The sequence below is a fragment of the Mesorhizobium sp. LNHC229A00 genome (assembly GCF_000502415.1).
Lineage (GTDB): Bacteria > Pseudomonadota > Alphaproteobacteria > Rhizobiales > Rhizobiaceae > Mesorhizobium.
In genome coordinates, this window is the sequence record NZ_AYWQ01000008.1 from 173,226 (window position 1) to 192,344 (window position 19,119).

Consider the following 19,119-nt stretch of genomic DNA (forward strand, 5'->3'; position numbering starts at 1 on the left):
GTCGCTTCTTTCCGAGGGCGGCTTAGTAAGTCACTTCCGAGTTGCCGAGGAATTCATCCGAAATGCCTCTGTCTTGGTAGACGCCGATGGCTTTGCTGCGATTTGCCGCATCAATGGTGGTAGACTTGCGCGGCCCGAGAAGATCGGCCGGATTGGCCATTTGGGCGGCAAGATTGTTCTGATAGGAGCAGCCGAAATCGGCGTAGTGCTTGTTTTCCGACGTTTCCGCCAGGTCATCGGGCCAACGTCCGCATTTGTCGGTCTGTGCCCTCACCGCGATGTAGGATACGCGAACCGGGGCTGAGGCCTCGCTCGATCCGGCCTGATAGGAGACCACGACGATCCGGTTGCGCTTGACACCGGCGGCGACCGCGAGCCGGGCGAAATCGCGACCGGCCGCCGTGGCGGCAAGCTCATTGGCGGATCCGCTTGGAACCTGGATCGTCAATGACGGAGCGGCAGACTTGTCGTAACCGTCGAGGAACCCCAGAAGCGTGTCCCGCTGCGAGCCGGTCATGCCACGGTCGCCGGCGCCGACGGGAAGGTCGATCTTCTGGTTCTTCTCCGCGATGACGATCGGATGATTGGTGCGATAGTCGTCGGGGATGGCGCCCACGGTAATGCTGTCGCGGTGGGCGCAACCGGCCAGCAGAGCCGTCAACGCTGCCGCGAGGATCGGAAGGGCCTGCAGGCCTGTTCGAGAACGGCCGGAGCGCATCGCCATGGTCTTTGCCTTCAATGCTGACTGAGACATGTCCGCTTTCCCGTTCACTTGTAGATGAAGCCGACAACGCCGTGATAGCGGCCGTTGGGCCTGTCGGTCCGCATGGTGCCGTAGACGCGATTGACACGCCCAAGGAACATGCCGGCCCCGTCGCTTGGAGGGTTGAAATTGTCGTCCGGCTTGGCGAGTTCATTGCGCGCCACCGGCTTCACCAGATAGGGCGTGATGATGATGACGAGCTCTGTCTCGTTGCGCACGAAATCCCTGCTGCGGAAGAGCGCGCCGAGCACTGGAATCTTTGTCAGTCCAGGCAAGCCGTTGACGGCTTGCCTGACATCGTCGCGAACAAGGCCGGCGATCATCATGGAGCCGCCGGAGGGCAGTTCCACCGTCGTATCGGCAAGACGCTTGCGCAGAGACAGGACATTCGTGCCGGGACTTGTCACACCCGACGAGAGCGAAACGGACCCTTCGGTGGTCGGCTCGGAAACCGACGTTCTGACTTTCAGGCTGATCCGGCCGGGAGACAGCACCACAGGCTGGAACTCCAGGCCGATGCCATATTCGATCTTCTCGATGCTATAGTTCTTCAGGCCAGTCTGGTTGTCGGTCGATACGTTCGCTGTGACGCCGCTCACCATGTTGTATTCACCGCCGACCTTGAAGGTCGCCTTCTCGCCGGATACCGCAGTCAAGGTGGGCTCGGCCAAGGTCTTCATGACCCCGGACTGCTCCATGGCATTGACATAGGCTTGCAACCCCGAGGCGCCTATATTGAAGCCAGAATTCGACAGCTGCTTGCCGAGTCCGGTGAAATTATCGCTAATCGCTCCATAGCTGATGCCGTTGCTGCCGCCACTGCCGACCATATTGACGCCGAGCTGCTTCATCACGGAGCGGCTGACTTCGGCCACCGTCACCTTCAGCGTGACCTGGTCGTCACCAATGATCTGCAAGAGATTGACGATTTGGCTGACGCGGCGCTGCTGGTCCGGGTTGTTGATGTCGACGCCGCTCTGGGCCGAGCCGCCGGCAGCGGTTTGCGAATATTGTCCCGTCGTCGCTTCACCGCCTGACACAAACATATTCGCCAGCTGTTCGGCACGCTTGGCATCCAATGGGGTATCCACGGTGCCGGTCAGGATGACGTTGTCGTTAAGCAGTTCCACCTTCACGGTCGAGGTCGGAAGGAAGCGCTTGATATAATCTTCCAGACCGGCGACGTCACGCTCGATGGCAAGGTCGAGGCTGGCGATCTGTTCGCCGTTCGGTCCAAAGACGAAGATGTTGGTTTCGCCGACCGACTTGCCAAATAGATAGATACGCCTTGCGGTGCGGGTCACAGCGTCGGCAACGGAGGGGTTGGCGACAAGAATGTCATAAGCATCGCTCGGCAGGTCTATGACCACCGACTTGTTGAGGCCAAGCTTGACGCGCTGGGTGGCTGTCGTGGCCGACACCTGCGTGCTCTTCGCCTCGACGCCCCGCACATTCGCTCCGACGAGCAGCAGGCCGAATGCCATGGCTACGATTGCCGGCAGTTTAGCGCTTAGCCTCATTTCCTTGCCCCTACCTCGGAGACTTCGCCCGACTTGATCAGCCTCACCGTTCCCCTGCGACCATTGCCGGAAACGAGATAGTCGGCCTCGTCCACATTCTTTTCCTGGGTGTCCGTGATCGCCCGCAACGCCAGCGTCAGGCGATCCGCCATCTGTTGGGCGACGGTGATGATCTCCGCCTGTTTGGGCGTCAGCTCCAGCGTGGCGGTCTGGCCTACCCTGGTCTTCTTTCCTTCCTCGTCTTCCTGGATGGTCTGATCGATTGCCAGGACGCGTATATTCTTCAGGATGGTCTCGGTGCTGAAGCCTGCCCCGGTGTTGGCATCGGCCCTGCGGGTCATGATGACATCGACGAAATCGTTTGGAAGAATGAAGCCGCCGGCCGAGGTGTCGGCCGATATGGTCGTGGCGACCGCCCGCATGCCGGAAGGCAGGATGGACGACATGAAGCTTTGCCCCTCGCCGATCAACTTGGAGCGCCGGACGGGCTCGCCCGCATACATCGGCACACGGGCAATCGACCCTTTCAGCTTCTCCAGGGCGTCGGGAGCGGTGGCCTTGGTGATGAAATTCGGGTTGATGCCGTCAGCGGGCCAGGATTGCCAGGCGATGCTGTTCTGGAGCGCGTTGCCCATCGCGACATCGCCCGAAAGCACGAGCACGTCCTGCAGGGATACCGCCGGGGCTTGGGGGCCAGAATCGACTACGATCTGAGGCGGCGGAGCGACCATGTTTTTCGCGACATAACCAGCACCGCCCGCCGCGGCCACCGCCACGCTCAGAATAATCAATCGGGATGCTGGCATCTGTCCGAACCCTCGCCATTGGCAAACCACCTAGCCAAGCCGGACTTTGCAGCGGCAATCGTCAAAACAAGGTTAATGCAATGCTTACGATCGTGATTAATTTAACGTTTACATAAATTGGATGAATCGCGCCGAGATGCGCGGAAATGCTGGGCCGCCGCTCCGCAAAGGCGGCTTGTAAGGAATGCCAGCCGACGAAAATTTGATAAATTCAGTTCGCCAGCCTTGCCAGCGCCCATACCATCAAGGGGGAATCCGGAAAGGTCAGCAGTCCGCCCAGGCCGAGTGCGATCCCGTAGGGAACACCGGCCGACTCTTCGGCGAAATGACGCAGGAATGGATTGCGGCCGGTGAAAACCGCCAGCGTCGACTTCCGGTAAAGCAGGATCGCGATTGTCAGAAGGCCGCCGATGAATGTCGAGACGACTAGATATTCAACGAGATGCACGTTGAGCCCCATCCACACGGCCGTGGCGGCCAGCAGTTTGGCGTCGCCGCCGCCCATGCCACCCAAGGCGAACAGGCCGAACGTCACGGCTAGGACGATGGCGCCAGCCGAGAAATGTCCGCCATAGGCTGCCCAGTCCATGCCCGTCAGCGGCGCCACCAGCGCGAAGACGACGACAAGCAATACTGGCACGCGATTGGCGATCGTCATCGACAGCATATCGGAGATCGCTGCAAACAGCATGCAGAAGGGGAAGACGACGAAAATCAGGGCTTCAAGCATCGGCGCTGTGCCTATTGTCCGGGTCAACGGGGTTTTAGTCTAGGCATGTTCCGTTAATGATTTATGAGGCCAAGAGCGAAGAGCGGACCGCCACTGACGGCAGGACAGAACAAGGGCCGCCACATGGCGGCCCTTGTTCAGAAGATCTAAGCGACCAGCAATACGGCAGATCAGGTGCCGGTGGTATTCAGGGTCGTTCCGATAGCAGCGAACTTGGCATTGATAGCATTGCCGAGCGCACCGGCGCCGGTGATGATGGCGAGCGCGATGAGAGCGGCGATCAGACCATATTCGATGGCGGTCGCGCCGGATTCGTCCTTCACGAAACGTGCGATGAGATTAGACATTCGAGAGCTCCTACTCCACGTGTTACAGCACTTCCGTCAACTTCTGTGATGGTTGATCGGATGCTGCAAATCTAGGGAGAAGCTCTTTCGATCGGCTTAATAAACAGCCTTACCGATTCCTTTCCCCACCAGAACATCTTGCGTGGTTAACTCCACACTAAGCGCTGACTAATGTTGTGTTTTGCGGCTCGACGCCGCAAACGGCAAGGGCTTGGGCAGGCTTGCGACGCGTGCACGAGTTTGGTGATGCGCTCGTCCATGCCGACCGCCACATCCGAGCGCAACAAGTCAACTTAACCGTTGGTTCACCAATCTCGTTCATGTTCCGTTGAACAGTCCGCCTGCGTGGAGCGCCTTGATGGCCGTGCCGAGATCGTCGATTCTGATTGCCGTGCTCCTTGCCGCCGCCAGCTTGACCGCGCCCGCCAGGGCCGGCGCCGGGATCGAGGTCACCATGAACCAGGCCAAGATCGTGAAATTGTCGCGCCCCGCCGATACGATCGTCGTGGGCAACCCGGCAATCGCCGACGCCTCCGTCCAGGATGCCTCGACGATCGTGCTCACCGGGAAGGGTTTCGGTGTCACCAATCTCGTCGTTCTTGACCCAGAGGGCAGCCCGATCGTCGACGCACAGGTCACCGTGGTCCGCCAGGCGGCCACGTCGGTTCGCATTTACCGGCGCGCGGAGGTCCAGACCATGTCGTGCACGCCCTATTGCGAAAGCTCCTACAAGAGTGACGCGGAGAAATCGTCCGAAGCCGAGATGAGCGTCACCAAATAAGCCGTGCGGGGGCCACGCCAGCGCCCAGGTTACTGCCTGGTTAAAATGCCTGCGCCGAGTTTAACGATCATTCAAACCGGACCTCAATTGGTTTGCACTAATACACCTGTCAGCACCGTCAGGATGGCAGGAACATCGCATGAGCAAGGAATTCGGCTCGACAGATCAACGCAAGATCGAGCGCGCCAGGCCTTTCCACCGCTTCGTGCGCGACCGGCGCGGCGCCACGGCGCTGGAGTTCGCGCTGCTTGCAATGCCGTTCGCGCTTCTCGTCTTCGCCATCCTCGAAAGCTGCATCTCATTTGCCAGCCAGGAGGTGATGGCCAACATTACCGACGATGTCGCGCGCCGGCTGCGCACCGGCCAGTTGAGGGCCGCCGACGTCGCCGGAGACAATTTGAAGAACATGATCTGCGGCAAGCTGGAAATCATCGTCTCGCAGGATTGCCCCAATCAGTTGAGCGTCGATCTTCGCCAATACACAGCATTCGCGGACGCGGCACAGGCCGGCTTCAGGATCCAGGGCGGTAACATCCAGCTGACGAATAGCGGCGCCGATGTGCCCTTTGCCGTCACGGCGGGTGCGGCGGAGTCAAAGAACATGCTGCGGGTCTTCTACAAATGGCCCATCATGACCAACCTGATGGCGCAGTCGATGGGCGGCAACAAAACCCTGCATTTCGCTTCGGTGACCTGGCAGAATGAGCCGTTCGACAATTGAGACCATCAGCGAAGCAACAACTTAAAAAAGGGCAGTGAATATGATGCGTGCGGGGGCACATCAGGGAATTGCTGGGCTCTGGGGCAAATCAATCCAGTTCTGGTCCAATCGTCGTGGCGTCGCGGCGGTCGAGTTCGCGCTTATCGCGCCTGTCCTGCTGGTCATGTATTTCATGACCATGGAGGCTTCGCAGGCCATTGAGACGAGCAAGAAGGTCAGCCGTGTCGGCAGCATGGTCGCCGATCTCGTCACACAACAGCCGACCATCGCCAAAGTGGACCTCGATGCCATCATGAAGATCGGCATTTTGACCCTTCAACCCTATAGCCGCTCCGTGCCGGATATCACCATCACGGCCATACAGGTCACCACCGATCCCACACCGAAGGTGCTGGTGGTGTGGTCGCGCAAGGTGATCAACGGTGTGAATGGCGTCGGAGCGACCGCCGGCACCGCAACCACGGTTCCGGCAAGCCTCAGGGTCCCCGGGACGTTCCTCGTCCGCGTGGAAAGCAATCTGGGCTATTTGCCGATTATCAACTGGCAGCCGGACACCACTCAGAAGCTTGGATTGACCCCATCTCTCACTACGAAGATCCCGATGGGCGAAACCTATTTTCTGCGTCCCCGCAGAAGCGTCACGATCCCTTGCAGCGACTGCTGAAGGACTTTATTGCCGGCCATCCACCGACACCATCCGCACGATTGCCTCCGCCGCCGAATAGTCCTTCGGAACCACGGCCATGAAGCCGCCGGCATGCTTCGGCTCCAGAAGATCGTAGACATCCGGCGTCGTCGATTTGAGATTGGTGAGGAACACCGTCAGCCGACGCTTGGCTTCCGGATCGAGGTCGCCGCGCACCGCATGGGGACCGTATCTCAGCAGACCCGACGTCCACACGACCTGAAGAGCCGACGCCGAAAGGCCTGATGATTCGAGCCTTGCCTGGGTGCCCCCGGGCGGTCGCGGCTGACCGTCGGCCGCTGCCTTCACCCAACCGAACATGGCGTCGGCCTCGCCGTCGACAAGCATGGTTTCAGCCGCCGATGGCGACGGGGCATGGACAAGGAATGGTGCGCCCTCGGCGATCCTGACGTGTTCGGCGGCCAAGCCCGCCAGCGGCAAAAGCGAACCGCCGACGCTGTCCGGCGGCGGCATGGCGATCCGGCGGGTCTCCATGTCAGCCAAGCCGGGCAATTTGCCGTCCCTGGTCAGCAGTACCGAGCGAATGCCGGCCGCACCGTCTGAATCGACCGGAGCCACGAGCGGCTCAATGCATTCGCAGCGTTGCAGCGCCGTGGCGTAGGCGATCGCTGAATAGATGGCGTATTCGATCCGCGCATTGGCCTGTGCCTCGATCAGTGCCGCGTAATCGCGGGCAACGACGAATTCCACCTTCATGCCGAGCGCATCGGTAAAGGCTTGCGTCAGCACGGCCAGCCCCGGAACGGTATTGCCGGCGCCGGGTTCGGCGACGATACCGATGCGAAATGTGCTGATATCGTCGCGCCAGTCCGCCCACGCCGGTCCACCGCAGAACGCACCGTTCACAGCCATGAGGGCAGTCCATGTCTTGAGCGCACCCTTCATGACGGGACCGCCTTGCCTCTTGTTTCGTCCATGGGCGCCCAACTGGTCGCGACACCTGATCTTTGTGCCTGTATTGCCGTTTGGTTTCCGAATTGCCAAGGCCGCCGCGGAACCCTATGTCTTGAGGTCCACACTGGCAACAAATGACCCGATGGCGCGTGCATTCCTCTTTGTCCTGGATTCCTTCGGCATCGGCGGCGCGGCCGACGCAGAACGCTATGGCGACGCCGGTGCAAACACGCTGGCGCACATCGCCGAAGCTTGCGCGGAAGGGCGCGCCGATCGCGAAGGGCTTCGTCAGGGACCACTGTTCGTCCCCCATATGGCATCGCTGGGACTTGGCAAGGCGGCCGAGACGGCGACAGGACTGGGTTTTACCCATTTCGGGACGGACCTGCTCGCCAATGCCTTCCATGGCGCGGCGCAGGAGATTTCGAGCGGCAAGGACACGCCTTCCGGCCACTGGGAGATCGCAGGCCTGCCAGTGCGCTTCGACTGGGGTTATTTCCCGGATACGGTTCCCGCCTTTCCGGCCGATCTGACCGAGGCGATCATCCGCGAGGGCAAGGTTTCAGGCATCCTCGGCAATTGCCATGCGCCAGGCACCGAGATCATCGAGCGGTTCGGCGAGGAACATATCCGCACGGGCAAGCCGATCTGCTACACGTCGGTCGATTCCGTCCTGCAGATCGCCGCTCATGAGGCCCATTTCGGCCTCGAGCGGCTCTATGAGTTGTGCCAGGTGGTGCGCCGGCTGGTTGACCCGCTGAGGATCGGACGGGTGATCGCGCGCCCCTTCGTCGGCGAGACATCAGCCACCTTCGAACGAACCTACAACCGCCACGACTACGCCGTGCCGCCGCCCGAACCGACATTGCTCGACCGGCTGACGGCGCGCGGCAGCCGCGTCATCGCCGTTGGCAAGATCGGCGACATCTTCGCCCATCGCGGGGTTTCACAAGTGCGCAAGGCGGCAGGCAACATGGCCATGTTCGACCAGGCGCTGGGCGCCATGGACGAGGCCGGCGACGGTGACCTCGTGTTCGCCAATTTCGTCGATTTCGACACCGAATTCGGCCATCGCCGCGATGTCGCCGGTTATGCCGCCGCACTCGAGGCCTTCGACCGGCGTTTGCCGGAGGCATTTGCGAAGCTGAAGCCGGGCGACCTTCTCATCCTGACCGCCGACCACGGCAACGATCCGACCTGGCGCGGCACCGATCATACGCGCGAACGCATTCCGGTCATCGGCACTGGACCCGGCCTCAAAGGCGGCGACATAGGGCTGAGGGCGACATTCGCCGATATCGGCGAGACGGTTGCCCAACATCTGCGGCTGGCGCGCGGCCGTAACGGCACGTCCTTCCACGCCACGATTGGCGGCCATGCCTGAATTGCCCGAAGTCGAGACGGTCCGGCGCGGCCTGCAGCCGGTCCTGGAAGGTGCCCATCTGGCCAGGGTCGAGATGAGACGACCCGATCTGCGCTTCCCCTTTCCCGAACGGTTCTCGGAGCGGCTGACGGGCAGGACGGTCACGGCGCTTGGCCGGCGCGCCAAATATCTGACCATGCATATGCAGGGCGGTCCGGTTCTGATCTGCCACCTCGGCATGTCGGGCTCCTTTCGCATCGAGACCGGCGACGACGACGAGACACCGGGCGTGTTCCATCATGAGCGTTCCAAGAGCGCGGCGCACGATCATGTCGTGTTCCATGTCGTTTCCGCGGCCGGCGCGCGCTCCCGGGTGATCTTCAACGACCCGCGCCGCTTCGGTTTCATGCTGTTTGCGGAAGAGCCGCCGGAGACGCATCCGATGCTGGACGGACTGGGTGTCGAGCCCACCGGCAATGCGCTGGACGGCGTTCTGCTTGCCTCGCTGCTGAAAGGCCGCAGAGCGCCGCTCAAGGCAGCGCTTCTCGACCAGAGGCTGATCGCCGGCTTAGGAAATATATACGTCTCGGAGGCGCTCTGGCGCGCACGCCTGTCACCCCTGCGCGAGGCAGGCACCATCGCCAAGCCAGGCAAGAAGGCCAGGGAACAAAGCGAATGCCTCGCCGAGGCAATCCGTTCGGTCATCGCGGACGCCATCGCTGCCGGCGGGTCTTCACTGCGGGACTATATGCACACCGATGGGTCGCTGGGCTATTTCCAGCATTCCTTCGCCGTCTACGACCGCGAGGGTGAGCCTTGCCTCAAGCCCGGCTGCAGCGGCCAGGTCGAACGCATCGTGCAGAGCGGGCGCTCGACCTTCTATTGCCGGACCTGTCAGAGGTAAGCTAGACCGCCGTCGAGCAAGGAGAAGCAAGCCCATGGACCATGAAACGATCATAATCGAGACGCGTGGCAAGGTCGGGCTGATCACGCTGAACCGGCCAAAGGCGCTCAATGCGTTGAATTCCCAGATCCTTGCTGAACTCGTCTCGGCCGTGAACGGTTTCTGCGCCGATCCTGGCATCGGCGCCATGGTTGTTACCGGTTCCGACAAGGCCTTCGCCGCCGGTGCCGACATCAAGGAAATGCAGGCGATCTCCTACGCGGATGCCTACAGCCAGGACTTCTTCGCTGGCTGGGAAGAGTTCACGCGGGCACGAAAGCCGATCATCGCGGCGGTGGCCGGCTATGCCCTGGGAGGCGGCTGCGAACTCGCCATGATGTGCGACTTCATCATTGCCGCCGATACAGCCAAATTCGGCCAGCCCGAGATCACGCTCGGTGTCATTCCCGGCATGGGCGGGTCGCAACGCCTGACCCGGTTCGTCGGCAAATCGAAAGCAATGGACATGTGCCTGACAGGACGGATGATGGATGCCGCCGAGGCCGAACGTTCGGGCCTGGTGTCGCGGGTCGTTCCGGCCGCCGAACTGGTCGAAGAGGCCGTCAAGGCGGCGGCCAAAATCGCGGATTTCTCGCTGCCATCGGTGATGATGGCCAAGGAAGCGGTGAACCGCGCGTATGAGACGACGCTTGCCGAGGGATTGCGCTTCGAACGCCGCCTGTTCCACTCGCTTTTCGCGCTCGAAGACCAGAAGGAAGGGATGGCGGCGTTCGCCGAAAAACGGAAGCCGAATTTCACCAACCGGTAGGGCGTGGCGGGCCAGCGTCCGAAACCCGTGGCATCGGCAAAAAGAACGCCAGTCGGCGTTGACGCGCCGGAAAAGCTGAACTATAAGCCGCACCAACCGAGGCGGCCCCGTGGCTGCCCGTTTGTTTTTTGCGCCCTGCGGCACGCCGCGTGCGCCGACCAGATCAGAAGAGAGGCATCATGGCCAACACATCCTCGGCCAAAAAGGCAACGCGCAAGATCGCCCGCCGCGCAGCGATCAACAAGAACCGCCGCTCGCGCGTCCGCACCTACGTCCGCCAGGTCGAGGAGGCACTCGCCTCCGGCGACAAGGCGGCCGCACAGGCCGCCTTCAAGGCAGCCGAGCCGGAATTGATGCGCGCCGCGACCAAGGGCGTGATGCACAAGAACACAGCGTCTCGCAAGGTGTCGCGCCTCGCCCAGCGCCTCAAGGTGCTGTCGGCCTGATATCGACTTTTCAGGAGATCTTCTTCGAACCCGGCCGATCGCGCCGGGTTTTTTCGTTTGCCGGCAAGTACTTAAAAAGAATAACCGCAGACAGCCCCAAGTTCAGGTTCCCGAGTTCGAAATGGTTTGCCGGCACATACATGCCCGCTGATGATCGGCGCGCTTCAAAAGGGCGGACCGAGAAAACTCCGCCCCGCACAAATAGCTGTTTGTTCCCAAGCAGTTAGCGACAGTCATCCACAGCTTGTCCACAGCGCGCCGAAGGGTCAGGAGGACAACTGGCTGTCAAGTGAATTATTTCAGAAAATTTCGCGCCGGCCCGGCTTTTTCATATTCGTCGGAAAAGGGTTTGAATCCCAATGGCTTTGTCAAAATATGCCGCCGCGGCATGGCGCTCCAACCCGCCCGAGGTAACCAGATTCCTTAAAAATCCGTTAGACGTGGCCTTGCCCTATCCACAGCGATTTCGGTAATGTCGATCTATCGAACGGGGCGGGCCTCTGGCCCTTAACCCAGCCTTACGCGGCCAGCTTAAATTGGCGGGATTTGCGACGTGGATCAAGTCCGCGAACGGGTATGGTTTGCTCTTTTTCGATACGGTAGGGGACTGGCGTAACTAGACACATGGCAGGTAGGACGGCGCGCCGGCGCTCTTTCGCCGGACGGTGTTGTATTGCCCTGACATACCCAACGCGGACTGGCTTCCATGGGCCGGCACCGGTTCCCGCCGGATGGTGGGCGACGCTCATTGCCGGCGGCGGCAATGGCATCGTAGCGAAGACACGGTCGCCGGAAAAGGATGCAGGAGGCGCATCCCCAGCGAAAAACAGGTACAGAAAGGCAAGGAACTCGATCATGCAGAGCGGCATCGAAAGGGAGCTTACGGGCGACCTCCCATTTCCTGGAACTTTGATCGGAGCAAACGAGATGGCGGTCTCCAGCGACGCGGAACAGAAGTTCGACCGGGTCAAGGCCCAGTTGAAGGCGCGCCTGGGAACCGAAGTCTATTCCAGCTGGTTTGGACGCATGAAGGTCGCGGAAGCGTCCAAGGGCATTGTCCGCATCTCCGTGCCCACCGCCTTCCTGCGCTCGTGGATCAACGGCCACTATCATGATCTCATTTCAGAGCTGTGGAAGCACGAGGATCCCGAGCTTCTCAAGATCGAAATCGTCGTGCGCACCGCAACCCGTCAGGGGCGCGGCCAGCCCGAACCGGAATTGGCGCCGGCCCGCAAGATGACGCGGCAGACGCAGACGGCGCTGGCCGCCGGCACCGTCAGTCCAGGTAGGGTGGAGCGGTCTCCGATGCCGCGTCCGGGCGTGCCGGTCGAGAGCGAGTTCCGCCACAATGTTCTGGGATCACCGCTTGATCCGCGTTACACGTTCGGCTCCTTCATCGAGGGACCGTCGAACCGGGTCGCCTTCGCCGCCGCCAAGGCCGTGGCGGAATCGCAGTCGAGCGCGGTACGCTTCAATCCGCTTTTCCTGCATGCCACCGTCGGGCTCGGCAAGACTCACCTGCTGCAGGCCATCGCGGCGGAATCGCTGAAGCAGAACCCGAAGTCACGCGTGGTCTACCTCACCGCGGAGTATTTCATGTGGCGCTTCGCCACGGCGATCCGCGACAACAACGCACTGACGCTCAAGGAGCAGTTGCGCGACATCGATCTCTTGATCATCGACGACATGCAATTCCTGCAGGGCAAATCGATCCAGCATGAATTCTGTCATCTGATCAACATGCTGCTCGACAGCGCCAAGCAGGTCGTCGTTGCCGCCGACCGTCCACCGTCGGAGCTGGAATCCCTCGAACCGCGGGTCCGTTCGCGTCTCAATGGCGGCGTCGCCCTCGAAATGTCGGCGCCCGATTTCGCCATGCGGCTCGGCATGCTCAAACTGCGTCTGGCCACGGCCAGGATCGACGATGCATCGCTGGGCATTTCCGAAGAGATCCTCAACCACGTTGCCCGGACCGTGACCGGCAGCGGACGTGAACTGGAGGGCGCCTTCAACCAGCTCCTGTTTCGCCAGTCGTTCGAGCCGCAGATCACCATCGATCGCATCGACGAGATCCTCGGCCACATCTATCGCACGGGCGAGCCGAAGCGGGTCCGCATCGAGGACATCCAGCGCATCGTGGCGCGCCACTACAACGTCTCGAAGACGGAATTGCTGTCCAATCGGCGCACGCGCACCATCGTCAAGCCGCGACAGGTCGCCATGTATCTGTCGAAGGTGATGACGCCGCGCTCGCTGCCGGAAATCGGAAGGCGCTTCGGTGGCCGCGATCACACGACGGTGCTGCACGCCGTGCGCAAGATCGAGGACCTTTCCGGCAATGACAACACGCTGGCGCAGGAACTGGAATTGCTGAGAAGGCTGATCAACGACCAGGCCTGACCGGTCAGAAACCGCCCGCTTGCGGGGTTGGCCAGCTTTATCCCCAGAAAGCCCGCGCAACCGGCCCGAACCGGTGGCGCGGGCTTGCGTTCACTGGCTTTTTCCTGTCAGTTTGCGTAGATTCTGAAGCCTGTTCAGAGCTTTCGCGGGGCGCCGGCAGCCGGAGACCCGTTCATTCATTCAAGCGAGCCTGTTTCGTCATGCGTGTTATTCTGGAACGATCAAATCTCCTGAAGTCGCTCAACCACGTGCACCGCGTGGTCGAACGGCGCAACACCATACCGATCCTGTCGAACGTGTTGCTCAGCGCGGACGGCGCCAGCCTCGAAATGAAGGCCACCGACCTCGACCTGGAGGTGACGGAAGCGACGCCCGCCAAGGTCGAGCGCGGCGGGGCGACGACGGTCCCCGCGCACCTGCTCTATGACATCGTGCGAAAGCTCTCGGACGGTGCCGAGGTAATGCTGAAGACAGACGAGGACGGCAACGCCATGACGGTGACGTCGGGCCGCTCGAGCTTCCGCCTGCAGTGCCTGCCGCAATCCGACTTTCCCGAGCTTTCGGCCGGATCCTTCTCGCACATCTTCCGCCTCGATGCGGTGGCGCTGAAGGGTCTGATCGAGAAGACGCAGTTCGCCATCTCCACCGAGGAGACGCGCTACTATCTTAACGGCATCTACCTGCACACGCATGAGGTCGGCGGCAAGCTGAAGCTGCGCTCGGTGGCAACCGACGGCCATCGCCTGGCGCGCGCCGAGATCGACGCGCCGGCTGGCTCCGAGGGCATGCCGGGCATCATCATTCCGCGCAAAACAGTGAGCGAGCTGCAGAAACTGGTCGACGATCCGGATGTCGCCGTGACCACCGAGTTGTCCGACACCAAAATCCGCTTCACCATCGGCAGCGTCGTCCTCACCTCGAAGCTGATCGACGGCACCTTCCCGGACTATCAGCGGGTCATTCCGACCGGCAACGACAAGAAGCTGATCCTCGACCGCCAAAGCTTCGCCGCCGCGGTCGACCGGGTCTCGACCATCTCTTCCGAACGCGGCCGGGCGGTGAAGCTCTCGATCAGCGAAGGCCAGGTGACGCTTGCGGTCAACAATCCGGATTCAGGCAGCGCCACGGAAGAACTGGCGGCCAACTATTCGGCCGACCCGATCGAGATCGGCTTCAACGCCAAATACCTGCTCGATGTCGCCGCGCAATTGACCGGCACGGAGGCCAAATTCATGTTGGCCGATGCCGGTTCGCCGACGCTGATCCACGACATGGCCGACGAGACCGCGCTTTACGTGCTGATGCCGATGCGGGTATAGCCGGCGCGGCGTCGCTGGCAATACGACTAGGCCTTGGTTGCGGCGACTTCTAAAGGCGGATAGCGGTTGCCGGCACAAACCCACATAAGTAAGCTCACGCTTACCAATTTTCGCAACTATGCGACCCTTGCGATAGATGTCGCGCCGGGCGCCGTGGTCTTTTCCGGCGACAATGGTGCCGGCAAGACCAATCTCCTCGAAGCGATCTCCTTTTTGACACCGGGACGCGGCTTGCGCCGCGCAGCCTACGGGGATGTGGCCCGTGAGGGTGGCGATGGCGGTTTTGCCCTGCATGCACGGCTCGACGGACCTGAAGGCGAGGTCGAGATCGGCACAGGCATTTCCGGAGGCGACACCGCGGAGAGCGGCAGGCGGGTGCGTATAAATGGAGCCGCGGCGCGGGCCGAGGACATGCTGGAATGGCTGCGTGTGGTGTGGCTGACGCCGGCGATGGATTCGCTGTTCACCGGGCCGGCAGCGGATCGCCGGCGCTTCCTCGACCGGCTGGTTCTGGCGATCGATCCCGGCCATGGCCAGCGCGCACTCGATTACGAGAAGGCGATGCGAGGCCGTAACCGCTTGCTGACGGAAGGCTCGCGGGATGCCAGCTGGTTCGAGGCGATAGAGACGCAGATGGCCGAGACCGGCGTGGCGATAGCGGCCGCGCGCTCCGAGTTGGTGCGCCTGCTGGTGGCCATGATCGACCGGCTGCCCGACACCGGACCGTTTCCGCAGGCCGATATCGGCCTTTCGGGTGAGTTGGAGGCCGAGATTGCCGGTGCACCGGCGGTCGATGTCGAGGAGCGGTTCCGACGGGCGCTTGCCGATGGCCGCGACCGGGACCGCGCCGCCGGACGCACCCTCGAGGGTCCGCACCGCTCGGACCTCATGGTCCGGCACCGGCCCAAGGCAATGCCGGCCGAACTCTGCTCGACCGGCGAACAGAAGGCGTTGCTGGTCGGTATCGTGCTGTCGCATGCCCGGCTGACCGGCGAAATGTCCGTCCTGACGCCGATCCTGCTGCTCGACGAGATCGCGGCGCATCTTGATGGCGGCCGCCGCGCGGCATTGTTCTCGATCCTGGAAGACCTGAACTGCCAGGCCTTCATGACGGGCACCGATGCGGCGCTGTTTTCCAGCCTGCATGGCCGCGCGCAGTTCCTGACGGTCGACCATGGCACGGTTGGGCCAACCGAAGACCCCTGACAAGGTTTTTCGACCGCTATATGGTCCTGATATGACTACCGCGCTCACCGCCGACGAGATCGAACGCTATGCCCGCCACATCGTGCTGCCCGAGGTCGGCGGCGCTGGCCAGCAGAAGCTCAAGCAGGCTCGGGTGCTGGTGATCGGCGCTGGCGGGCTCGGGGCGCCGGTGCTTGAATATCTCGCCGCGGCCGGTGTCGGCACGCTCGGCATTGTCGACGACGACACTGTTTCGCTCTCCAACCTACAACGGCAGGTCATTCACGGCACCGATACGGTCGGCATGCTGAAAACCCAGAGTGCAGGGGCTGCGATCGCCCGCATCAATCCCAACACATCGGTCGAAACGCACACGTTTCGACTCACCGCGGAAAACGCCCCTGCCCTCGTCGCCAAGTACGATATCGTCGTCGACGGGTCCGACAATTTCGAGACGCGTTACGTGGTTGCCGATGCCTGCGCCAGCGAAGGGAAGCCGCTGGTGCATGCGGCCGTCGGACGTTTCGATGGCTCGGTCACCGTGTTGAAGCCGTTCGAGGACGGCAGGGACGGCAAGCCGAACCCGAGCTATCGGGATCTGTTTCCCGAAGCCCCGCCGCCGGGCATGGTGCCGTCCTGTGCGGAGGCCGGAGTGCTCGGCGCGCTGACCGGGGTCGTCGGCACGCTGCAGGCGATGGAGGCGATCAAGCTGATCACCGGCATAGGCGAGCCGCTGATTGGCCGGCTGCTGCTTTACGATGCGCTCGCCGCCCGCTTCGAGACGATCCGCTACAAGAGACGCTGATCTTGGAACGGCCCCATGTTTCAATCATGCAAATCCCCGCCGATTTCGGCCGCTGGGGTGATGTGCTTGCCTTGATCATGCATGCTTTCGCCCTCATGGACGGCGTCATCGACCCGCCATCGTCGGCTCACCTGCTCACAGTCGAAGCACTGCGCGCCAAGGCCCTGCGGGAGACAGGCTTTGTGGCGCTCGACGGCGACAGGATCGTGGGCTGCGTTTTTGCTCTTGAAAGGGTCGAGGGTCTTTATGTCGGCAAGCTCGCCGTCGCCCCGGACCGCCAGGGGCAAGGCATTGGCCGGCGGCTGATGCAAGCGGCCGAAGATCTGGCCCGCAGCCGCGGCAAGGCCGACATCGAACTGGAGACGAGGATCGAGTTGACTGCAAATCATGCCGCCTTTGCCCGGCTCGGCTTTCACGAAACCGAACGGACGGCGCATCAGGGCTATGACAGGCCGACGTCCATCACCATGCGCAAGACCATTTCGTAAGCTTCGGTTTATGAGAGCCGGCGCCTGGAAGGTTTTCAGGTCCTGAGCGGCAGCACGCGGTCCGGCGGGCGATGGCCATCGACGAAGGCGCGGATATTGATGATGACCTTCTCGCCCATGTCGATGCGGCCCTCGAGCGTGGCCGAGCCCATATGCGGCAGAAGCACGACCTTGTTCCTGGCGGCGAGCTTCAAGAGCTTGCCGTTCAGGGCCGGTTCGTGCTCGTAAACGTCCAGGCCGGCGCCGGCGATCTTGCCGTCCTGGATCAGTTTGACCAGCGCTTCTTCGTCGATGATGTCGCCGCGGGCAGTGTTGACGATATAGGCGGTGGGCTGCAGCAACGCCAGCCGCCGCGCCGACAGAAGATGAAAGGTGGCGGGTGTCGAGGGACAATTGACCGAGATGATGTCCATGCGGGCCAGCATCTGGTCGAGACTCTCCCAATAGGTCGCCTCCAGCCCATCCTCGACCGCCGGCAGCACACGATGCCGGTTGTGATAGTGAATGGACAGGCCGAAAGCCTTGGCTCGCCTGGCAACGGCGGTGCCGATGCGGCCCATGCCGACAATGCCGAGCCGCTTGCCCCAGATGCGCCGGCCAAGCATCCAGGTCGGCGACCAGCCGGCCCATTTCTTGTCGCCCGTGAGCACATTGGCGCCTTCCGCCAGCCGGCGCGGCACCGCCAGCATCAGCGCCATGGTCATGTCGGCGGTATCTTCGGTGAGCACGTTGGGCGTGTTGGTGACGGTGATGCCCCTCTTGGCCGCCGCCGCCACATCGATCTTGTCGACGCCGTTGCCGAAATTGGCGATCAGCTTGAGATTGTCGCCGGCCTGGGCAATCAGTGCGGCGTCGATCTGGTCGGTCACGGTCGGCACCAGCACGTCGGCTTCCTTGACCGCGGCGACCAGTTCCGGCTGCGTCATCGGCCTGTCCTCGACATTCAGCCTCGCGTCGAACAGCTCGCGCATGCGGGTCTCGACCGGGTCGGGCAGCTTTCGCGTGATGACCACGAGAGGCTTCTTTTTGCCTACCATTGTTTCCCTCGTTGAGACCTCTTTAACCAAGACAGGCGAAACTGAAAGCCGGTCGCGGTAGCCGATTTACCCATGTAACAAGCGGTGCCGCCGAAGACAAAGAAAAAGGGGTGCCGCAGCCATCGGGCCGGTGCCGAAAGGAACGAAAGTGTCTGGTTTCGCGTCGCTTCGCCTGGCCCTCAGCGCAGCATTTCTCGGCGCTCTTCTCTATACTCCGCTTGCCGACGCGCAAAGCGCGGCCGCTCCCGCCCAGGGCGCCATCACGCTCGGACCGAGCGGCCTGCCGCTGCCGCGATTCGTCAGCCTGAAATCCGGCCGCGTCAACTCGCGTGTCGGTCCCGGCGCCAACTATTCGGTCGACTGGATGTATATGAAGGCTGGCCTGCCCATGGAAATCATCCAGGAGTTCGATACGTGGCGGCGCGTGCGCGACGCCGACGGCTCGGAAGGATGGATCAACCAGTCGCTGCTTTCGGGCCGGCGTACCGCAATCGTCGCTCCCTGGCAACGCGGCAAGGGCGGCCAGATCAACCTTCTCAAGAGCCCCGAAAAGGATGCCAGGGTGGTGGCGATCGTAGAACCCGGCGTCATGGGCACGATCAAAGCCTGCGACGGCCAGTGGTGCGAGATGACGTTCGACGGCCACACCGGCTGGCTCGCCCAGTCGGTCGTCTGGGGCGCTTATCCGGGCGAGCGGGTCAAGGACTGAACGTCTCGCTTTTGCGCCCGATACGGCCGAGATGGGTATCCTGAAATCCTGTTGACAGCTTCAAGCCGTAGCCCAACGCGCGGTCGATCGCGATGTGGGCAATCCAGATCAGTGCTATGGCGCTGCCGACCGCACTGCCGGCGAGGTGCCCGGCAAGCAACAGGAGCACCGGCACGATCAGAATGTGCAAGGCGTTGTAGGCAATGGCGCCGACGCGCGAGCCGCCGAGATAACCCAGCATCGACAGGTCCGGCGCCAGGATGAGCAACGCGAAGAGCCACCAGGAAGCGCCTGTCGCGCCATAGAAGACGATTGCGGCAGCCGCCGCGACGGCCCATTCGAGCCGGACTGTCCAATCGAGAGATTTCATCTCAGACCGATTATCCG

The 19,119-nt window shown here is 62.1% G+C and carries 21 protein-coding genes; 13 read left to right on the top strand and 8 right to left on the bottom strand.

Annotation, left to right across the window (positions count from 1 at the left end; genetic code table 11):
- Positions 1 to 22 precede the first annotated feature (22 nt).
- The 5 genes from X742_RS151730 to X742_RS151710 all read right to left on the bottom strand — a co-directional run bounded on the left by X742_RS151730 (position 23) and on the right by X742_RS151710 (position 4,166).
- Positions 23 to 754, bottom strand: a complete 732-nt coding sequence (locus X742_RS151730; protein WP_023773023.1) for a CpaD family pilus assembly protein — start codon at positions 752 to 754, stop codon at positions 23 to 25.
- 14 nt (positions 755 to 768) lie between these two features.
- A complete protein-coding gene (locus X742_RS151725) occupies positions 769 to 2,283 on the bottom strand; it encodes a type II and III secretion system protein family protein (protein WP_023773024.1) in 1,515 nt (504 codons plus the stop codon).
- The gene (gene cpaB / locus X742_RS151720) at positions 2,280 to 3,089 is read right to left on the bottom strand and encodes a Flp pilus assembly protein CpaB (RefSeq protein WP_023773025.1); all 810 of its coding nucleotides are present in this window, start codon (positions 3,087 to 3,089) and stop codon (positions 2,280 to 2,282) included. Before cpaB ends, X742_RS151725 begins: the two co-directional genes overlap by 4 nt.
- 211 nt (positions 3,090 to 3,300) lie before the next feature.
- A complete protein-coding gene (locus tag X742_RS151715; RefSeq protein WP_023773026.1) occupies positions 3,301 to 3,819 on the bottom strand; it encodes a prepilin peptidase in 519 nt (172 codons plus the stop codon).
- A 170-nt stretch (positions 3,820 to 3,989) separates the two neighbouring features.
- Positions 3,990 to 4,166, bottom strand: coding sequence for a Flp family type IVb pilin (locus tag X742_RS151710; protein ID WP_023773027.1), 177 nt, complete (start codon positions 4,164 to 4,166; stop codon positions 3,990 to 3,992).
- Positions 4,167 to 4,524: 358 nt separating this feature from the next.
- Here X742_RS151710 and X742_RS151705 point away from each other — a divergent pair, with 358 nt between their 5' ends.
- From X742_RS151705 to X742_RS151695, 3 genes are all read left to right on the top strand, one after another.
- Positions 4,525 to 4,947: a pilus assembly protein N-terminal domain-containing protein gene (locus tag X742_RS151705; protein WP_023773028.1), complete on the top strand. Its 423-nt coding sequence runs from the start codon at positions 4,525 to 4,527 to the stop codon at positions 4,945 to 4,947.
- 139 nt (positions 4,948 to 5,086) lie between these two features.
- Positions 5,087 to 5,668 carry a TadE/TadG family type IV pilus assembly protein gene (locus tag X742_RS151700; RefSeq protein ID WP_023773029.1) on the top strand — a complete coding sequence of 194 codons (582 nt, stop codon included), beginning with the start codon at positions 5,087 to 5,089 and terminating at the stop codon, positions 5,666 to 5,668.
- 40 nt (positions 5,669 to 5,708) lie between these two features.
- Entirely contained in the window at positions 5,709 to 6,332 is a 624-nt protein-coding gene (locus tag X742_RS151695) for a TadE/TadG family type IV pilus assembly protein (RefSeq protein ID WP_023773030.1), read from the top strand.
- A gap of 6 nt (positions 6,333 to 6,338) precedes the next feature.
- On the opposite strand, the gene X742_RS151690 is transcribed toward X742_RS151695, so the two are convergent.
- A complete protein-coding gene (locus X742_RS151690) occupies positions 6,339 to 7,259 on the bottom strand; it encodes a PhnD/SsuA/transferrin family substrate-binding protein (protein WP_023773031.1) in 921 nt (306 codons plus the stop codon).
- A 151-nt stretch (positions 7,260 to 7,410) separates the two neighbouring features.
- On the opposite strand from X742_RS151690, the gene X742_RS151685 reads away from it, so the two are divergent.
- From X742_RS151685 to X742_RS151645, 9 genes are all read left to right on the top strand, one after another.
- Positions 7,411 to 8,652: a phosphopentomutase gene (locus X742_RS151685; RefSeq protein ID WP_023773032.1), complete on the top strand. Its 1,242-nt coding sequence runs from the start codon at positions 7,411 to 7,413 to the stop codon at positions 8,650 to 8,652.
- Positions 8,645 to 9,535, top strand: a complete 891-nt coding sequence (gene mutM / locus X742_RS151680) for a bifunctional DNA-formamidopyrimidine glycosylase/DNA-(apurinic or apyrimidinic site) lyase (RefSeq protein ID WP_023773033.1) — start codon at positions 8,645 to 8,647, stop codon at positions 9,533 to 9,535. The genes X742_RS151685 and mutM overlap by 8 nt, the downstream gene beginning before the upstream one ends.
- 34 nt (positions 9,536 to 9,569) lie before the next feature.
- The gene (locus X742_RS151675; protein ID WP_023773034.1) at positions 9,570 to 10,343 is read left to right on the top strand and encodes an enoyl-CoA hydratase; all 774 of its coding nucleotides are present in this window, start codon (positions 9,570 to 9,572) and stop codon (positions 10,341 to 10,343) included.
- A 179-nt stretch (positions 10,344 to 10,522) separates the two neighbouring features.
- Positions 10,523 to 10,789 carry a 30S ribosomal protein S20 gene (gene rpsT, locus X742_RS151670; RefSeq protein WP_015319343.1) on the top strand — a complete coding sequence of 89 codons (267 nt, stop codon included), beginning with the start codon at positions 10,523 to 10,525 and terminating at the stop codon, positions 10,787 to 10,789.
- Positions 10,790 to 11,644: 855 nt separating this feature from the next.
- A complete protein-coding gene (gene dnaA, locus X742_RS151665; protein WP_031241021.1) occupies positions 11,645 to 13,189 on the top strand; it encodes a chromosomal replication initiator protein DnaA in 1,545 nt (514 codons plus the stop codon).
- Between the two features lie 200 nt (positions 13,190 to 13,389).
- On the top strand, positions 13,390 to 14,508 hold the full coding sequence (gene dnaN / locus X742_RS151660) for a DNA polymerase III subunit beta (protein ID WP_023773036.1): 1,119 nt from the start codon (positions 13,390 to 13,392) through the stop codon (positions 14,506 to 14,508).
- A 66-nt stretch (positions 14,509 to 14,574) separates the two neighbouring features.
- Entirely contained in the window at positions 14,575 to 15,714 is a 1,140-nt protein-coding gene (gene recF / locus X742_RS151655) for a DNA replication/repair protein RecF (RefSeq protein ID WP_023773037.1), read from the top strand.
- A gap of 31 nt (positions 15,715 to 15,745) precedes the next feature.
- Positions 15,746 to 16,498, top strand: coding sequence for a molybdopterin-synthase adenylyltransferase MoeB (locus X742_RS151650; protein ID WP_023773038.1), 753 nt, complete (start codon positions 15,746 to 15,748; stop codon positions 16,496 to 16,498).
- A gap of 26 nt (positions 16,499 to 16,524) precedes the next feature.
- Entirely contained in the window at positions 16,525 to 16,986 is a 462-nt protein-coding gene (locus X742_RS151645; protein ID WP_031248074.1) for a GNAT family N-acetyltransferase, read from the top strand.
- 35 nt (positions 16,987 to 17,021) lie between these two features.
- Here X742_RS151645 and X742_RS151640 read toward each other — a convergent pair whose 3' ends face one another.
- Entirely contained in the window at positions 17,022 to 18,023 is a 1,002-nt protein-coding gene (locus X742_RS151640) for a D-glycerate dehydrogenase (RefSeq protein WP_023773040.1), read from the bottom strand.
- 148 nt (positions 18,024 to 18,171) lie between these two features.
- Here X742_RS151640 and X742_RS151635 point away from each other — a divergent pair, with 148 nt between their 5' ends.
- Positions 18,172 to 18,732, top strand: a complete 561-nt coding sequence (locus X742_RS151635) for an SH3 domain-containing protein (protein WP_023773041.1) — start codon at positions 18,172 to 18,174, stop codon at positions 18,730 to 18,732.
- On the opposite strand, the gene X742_RS151630 is transcribed toward X742_RS151635, so the two are convergent.
- On the bottom strand, positions 18,722 to 19,102 hold the full coding sequence (locus tag X742_RS151630; protein ID WP_023773042.1) for a DUF4260 domain-containing protein: 381 nt from the start codon (positions 19,100 to 19,102) through the stop codon (positions 18,722 to 18,724). The two genes, X742_RS151635 and X742_RS151630, sit on opposite strands and share 11 nt — an antisense overlap.
- Between the last annotated feature and the right edge of the window lie 17 nt (positions 19,103 to 19,119).

What these genes read in the sequence shown, in the direction of transcription:
- X742_RS151730 (WP_023773023.1), bottom strand. Translation starts at nt 754, where the DNA reads ATGTCTCAGTCAGCATTGAAGGCAAAGACCATGGCGATGCGCTCCGGC.
- X742_RS151725 (WP_023773024.1), bottom strand. Translation starts at nt 2,283, where the DNA reads ATGAGGCTAAGCGCTAAACTGCCGGCAATCGTAGCCATGGCATTCGGC.
- cpaB (WP_023773025.1), bottom strand. Translation starts at nt 3,089, where the DNA reads ATGCCAGCATCCCGATTGATTATTCTGAGCGTGGCGGTGGCCGCGGCG.
- X742_RS151715 (WP_023773026.1), bottom strand. Translation starts at nt 3,819, where the DNA reads ATGCTTGAAGCCCTGATTTTCGTCGTCTTCCCCTTCTGCATGCTGTTT.
- X742_RS151710 (WP_023773027.1), bottom strand. Translation starts at nt 4,166, where the DNA reads ATGTCTAATCTCATCGCACGTTTCGTGAAGGACGAATCCGGCGCGACC.
- X742_RS151705 (WP_023773028.1), top strand. Translation starts at nt 4,525, where the DNA reads ATGGCCGTGCCGAGATCGTCGATTCTGATTGCCGTGCTCCTTGCCGCC.
- X742_RS151700 (WP_023773029.1), top strand. Translation starts at nt 5,087, where the DNA reads ATGAGCAAGGAATTCGGCTCGACAGATCAACGCAAGATCGAGCGCGCC.
- X742_RS151695 (WP_023773030.1), top strand. Translation starts at nt 5,709, where the DNA reads ATGATGCGTGCGGGGGCACATCAGGGAATTGCTGGGCTCTGGGGCAAA.
- X742_RS151690 (WP_023773031.1), bottom strand. Translation starts at nt 7,259, where the DNA reads ATGAAGGGTGCGCTCAAGACATGGACTGCCCTCATGGCTGTGAACGGT.
- X742_RS151685 (WP_023773032.1), top strand. Translation starts at nt 7,411, where the DNA reads ATGGCGCGTGCATTCCTCTTTGTCCTGGATTCCTTCGGCATCGGCGGC.
- mutM (WP_023773033.1), top strand. Translation starts at nt 8,645, where the DNA reads ATGCCTGAATTGCCCGAAGTCGAGACGGTCCGGCGCGGCCTGCAGCCG.
- X742_RS151675 (WP_023773034.1), top strand. Translation starts at nt 9,570, where the DNA reads ATGGACCATGAAACGATCATAATCGAGACGCGTGGCAAGGTCGGGCTG.
- rpsT (WP_015319343.1), top strand. Translation starts at nt 10,523, where the DNA reads ATGGCCAACACATCCTCGGCCAAAAAGGCAACGCGCAAGATCGCCCGC.
- dnaA (WP_031241021.1), top strand. Translation starts at nt 11,645, where the DNA reads ATGCAGAGCGGCATCGAAAGGGAGCTTACGGGCGACCTCCCATTTCCT.
- dnaN (WP_023773036.1), top strand. Translation starts at nt 13,390, where the DNA reads ATGCGTGTTATTCTGGAACGATCAAATCTCCTGAAGTCGCTCAACCAC.
- X742_RS151650 (WP_023773038.1), top strand. Translation starts at nt 15,746, where the DNA reads ATGACTACCGCGCTCACCGCCGACGAGATCGAACGCTATGCCCGCCAC.
- X742_RS151645 (WP_031248074.1), top strand. Translation starts at nt 16,525, where the DNA reads ATGCAAATCCCCGCCGATTTCGGCCGCTGGGGTGATGTGCTTGCCTTG.
- X742_RS151640 (WP_023773040.1), bottom strand. Translation starts at nt 18,023, where the DNA reads ATGGTAGGCAAAAAGAAGCCTCTCGTGGTCATCACGCGAAAGCTGCCC.
- X742_RS151630 (WP_023773042.1), bottom strand. Translation starts at nt 19,102, where the DNA reads ATGAAATCTCTCGATTGGACAGTCCGGCTCGAATGGGCCGTCGCGGCG.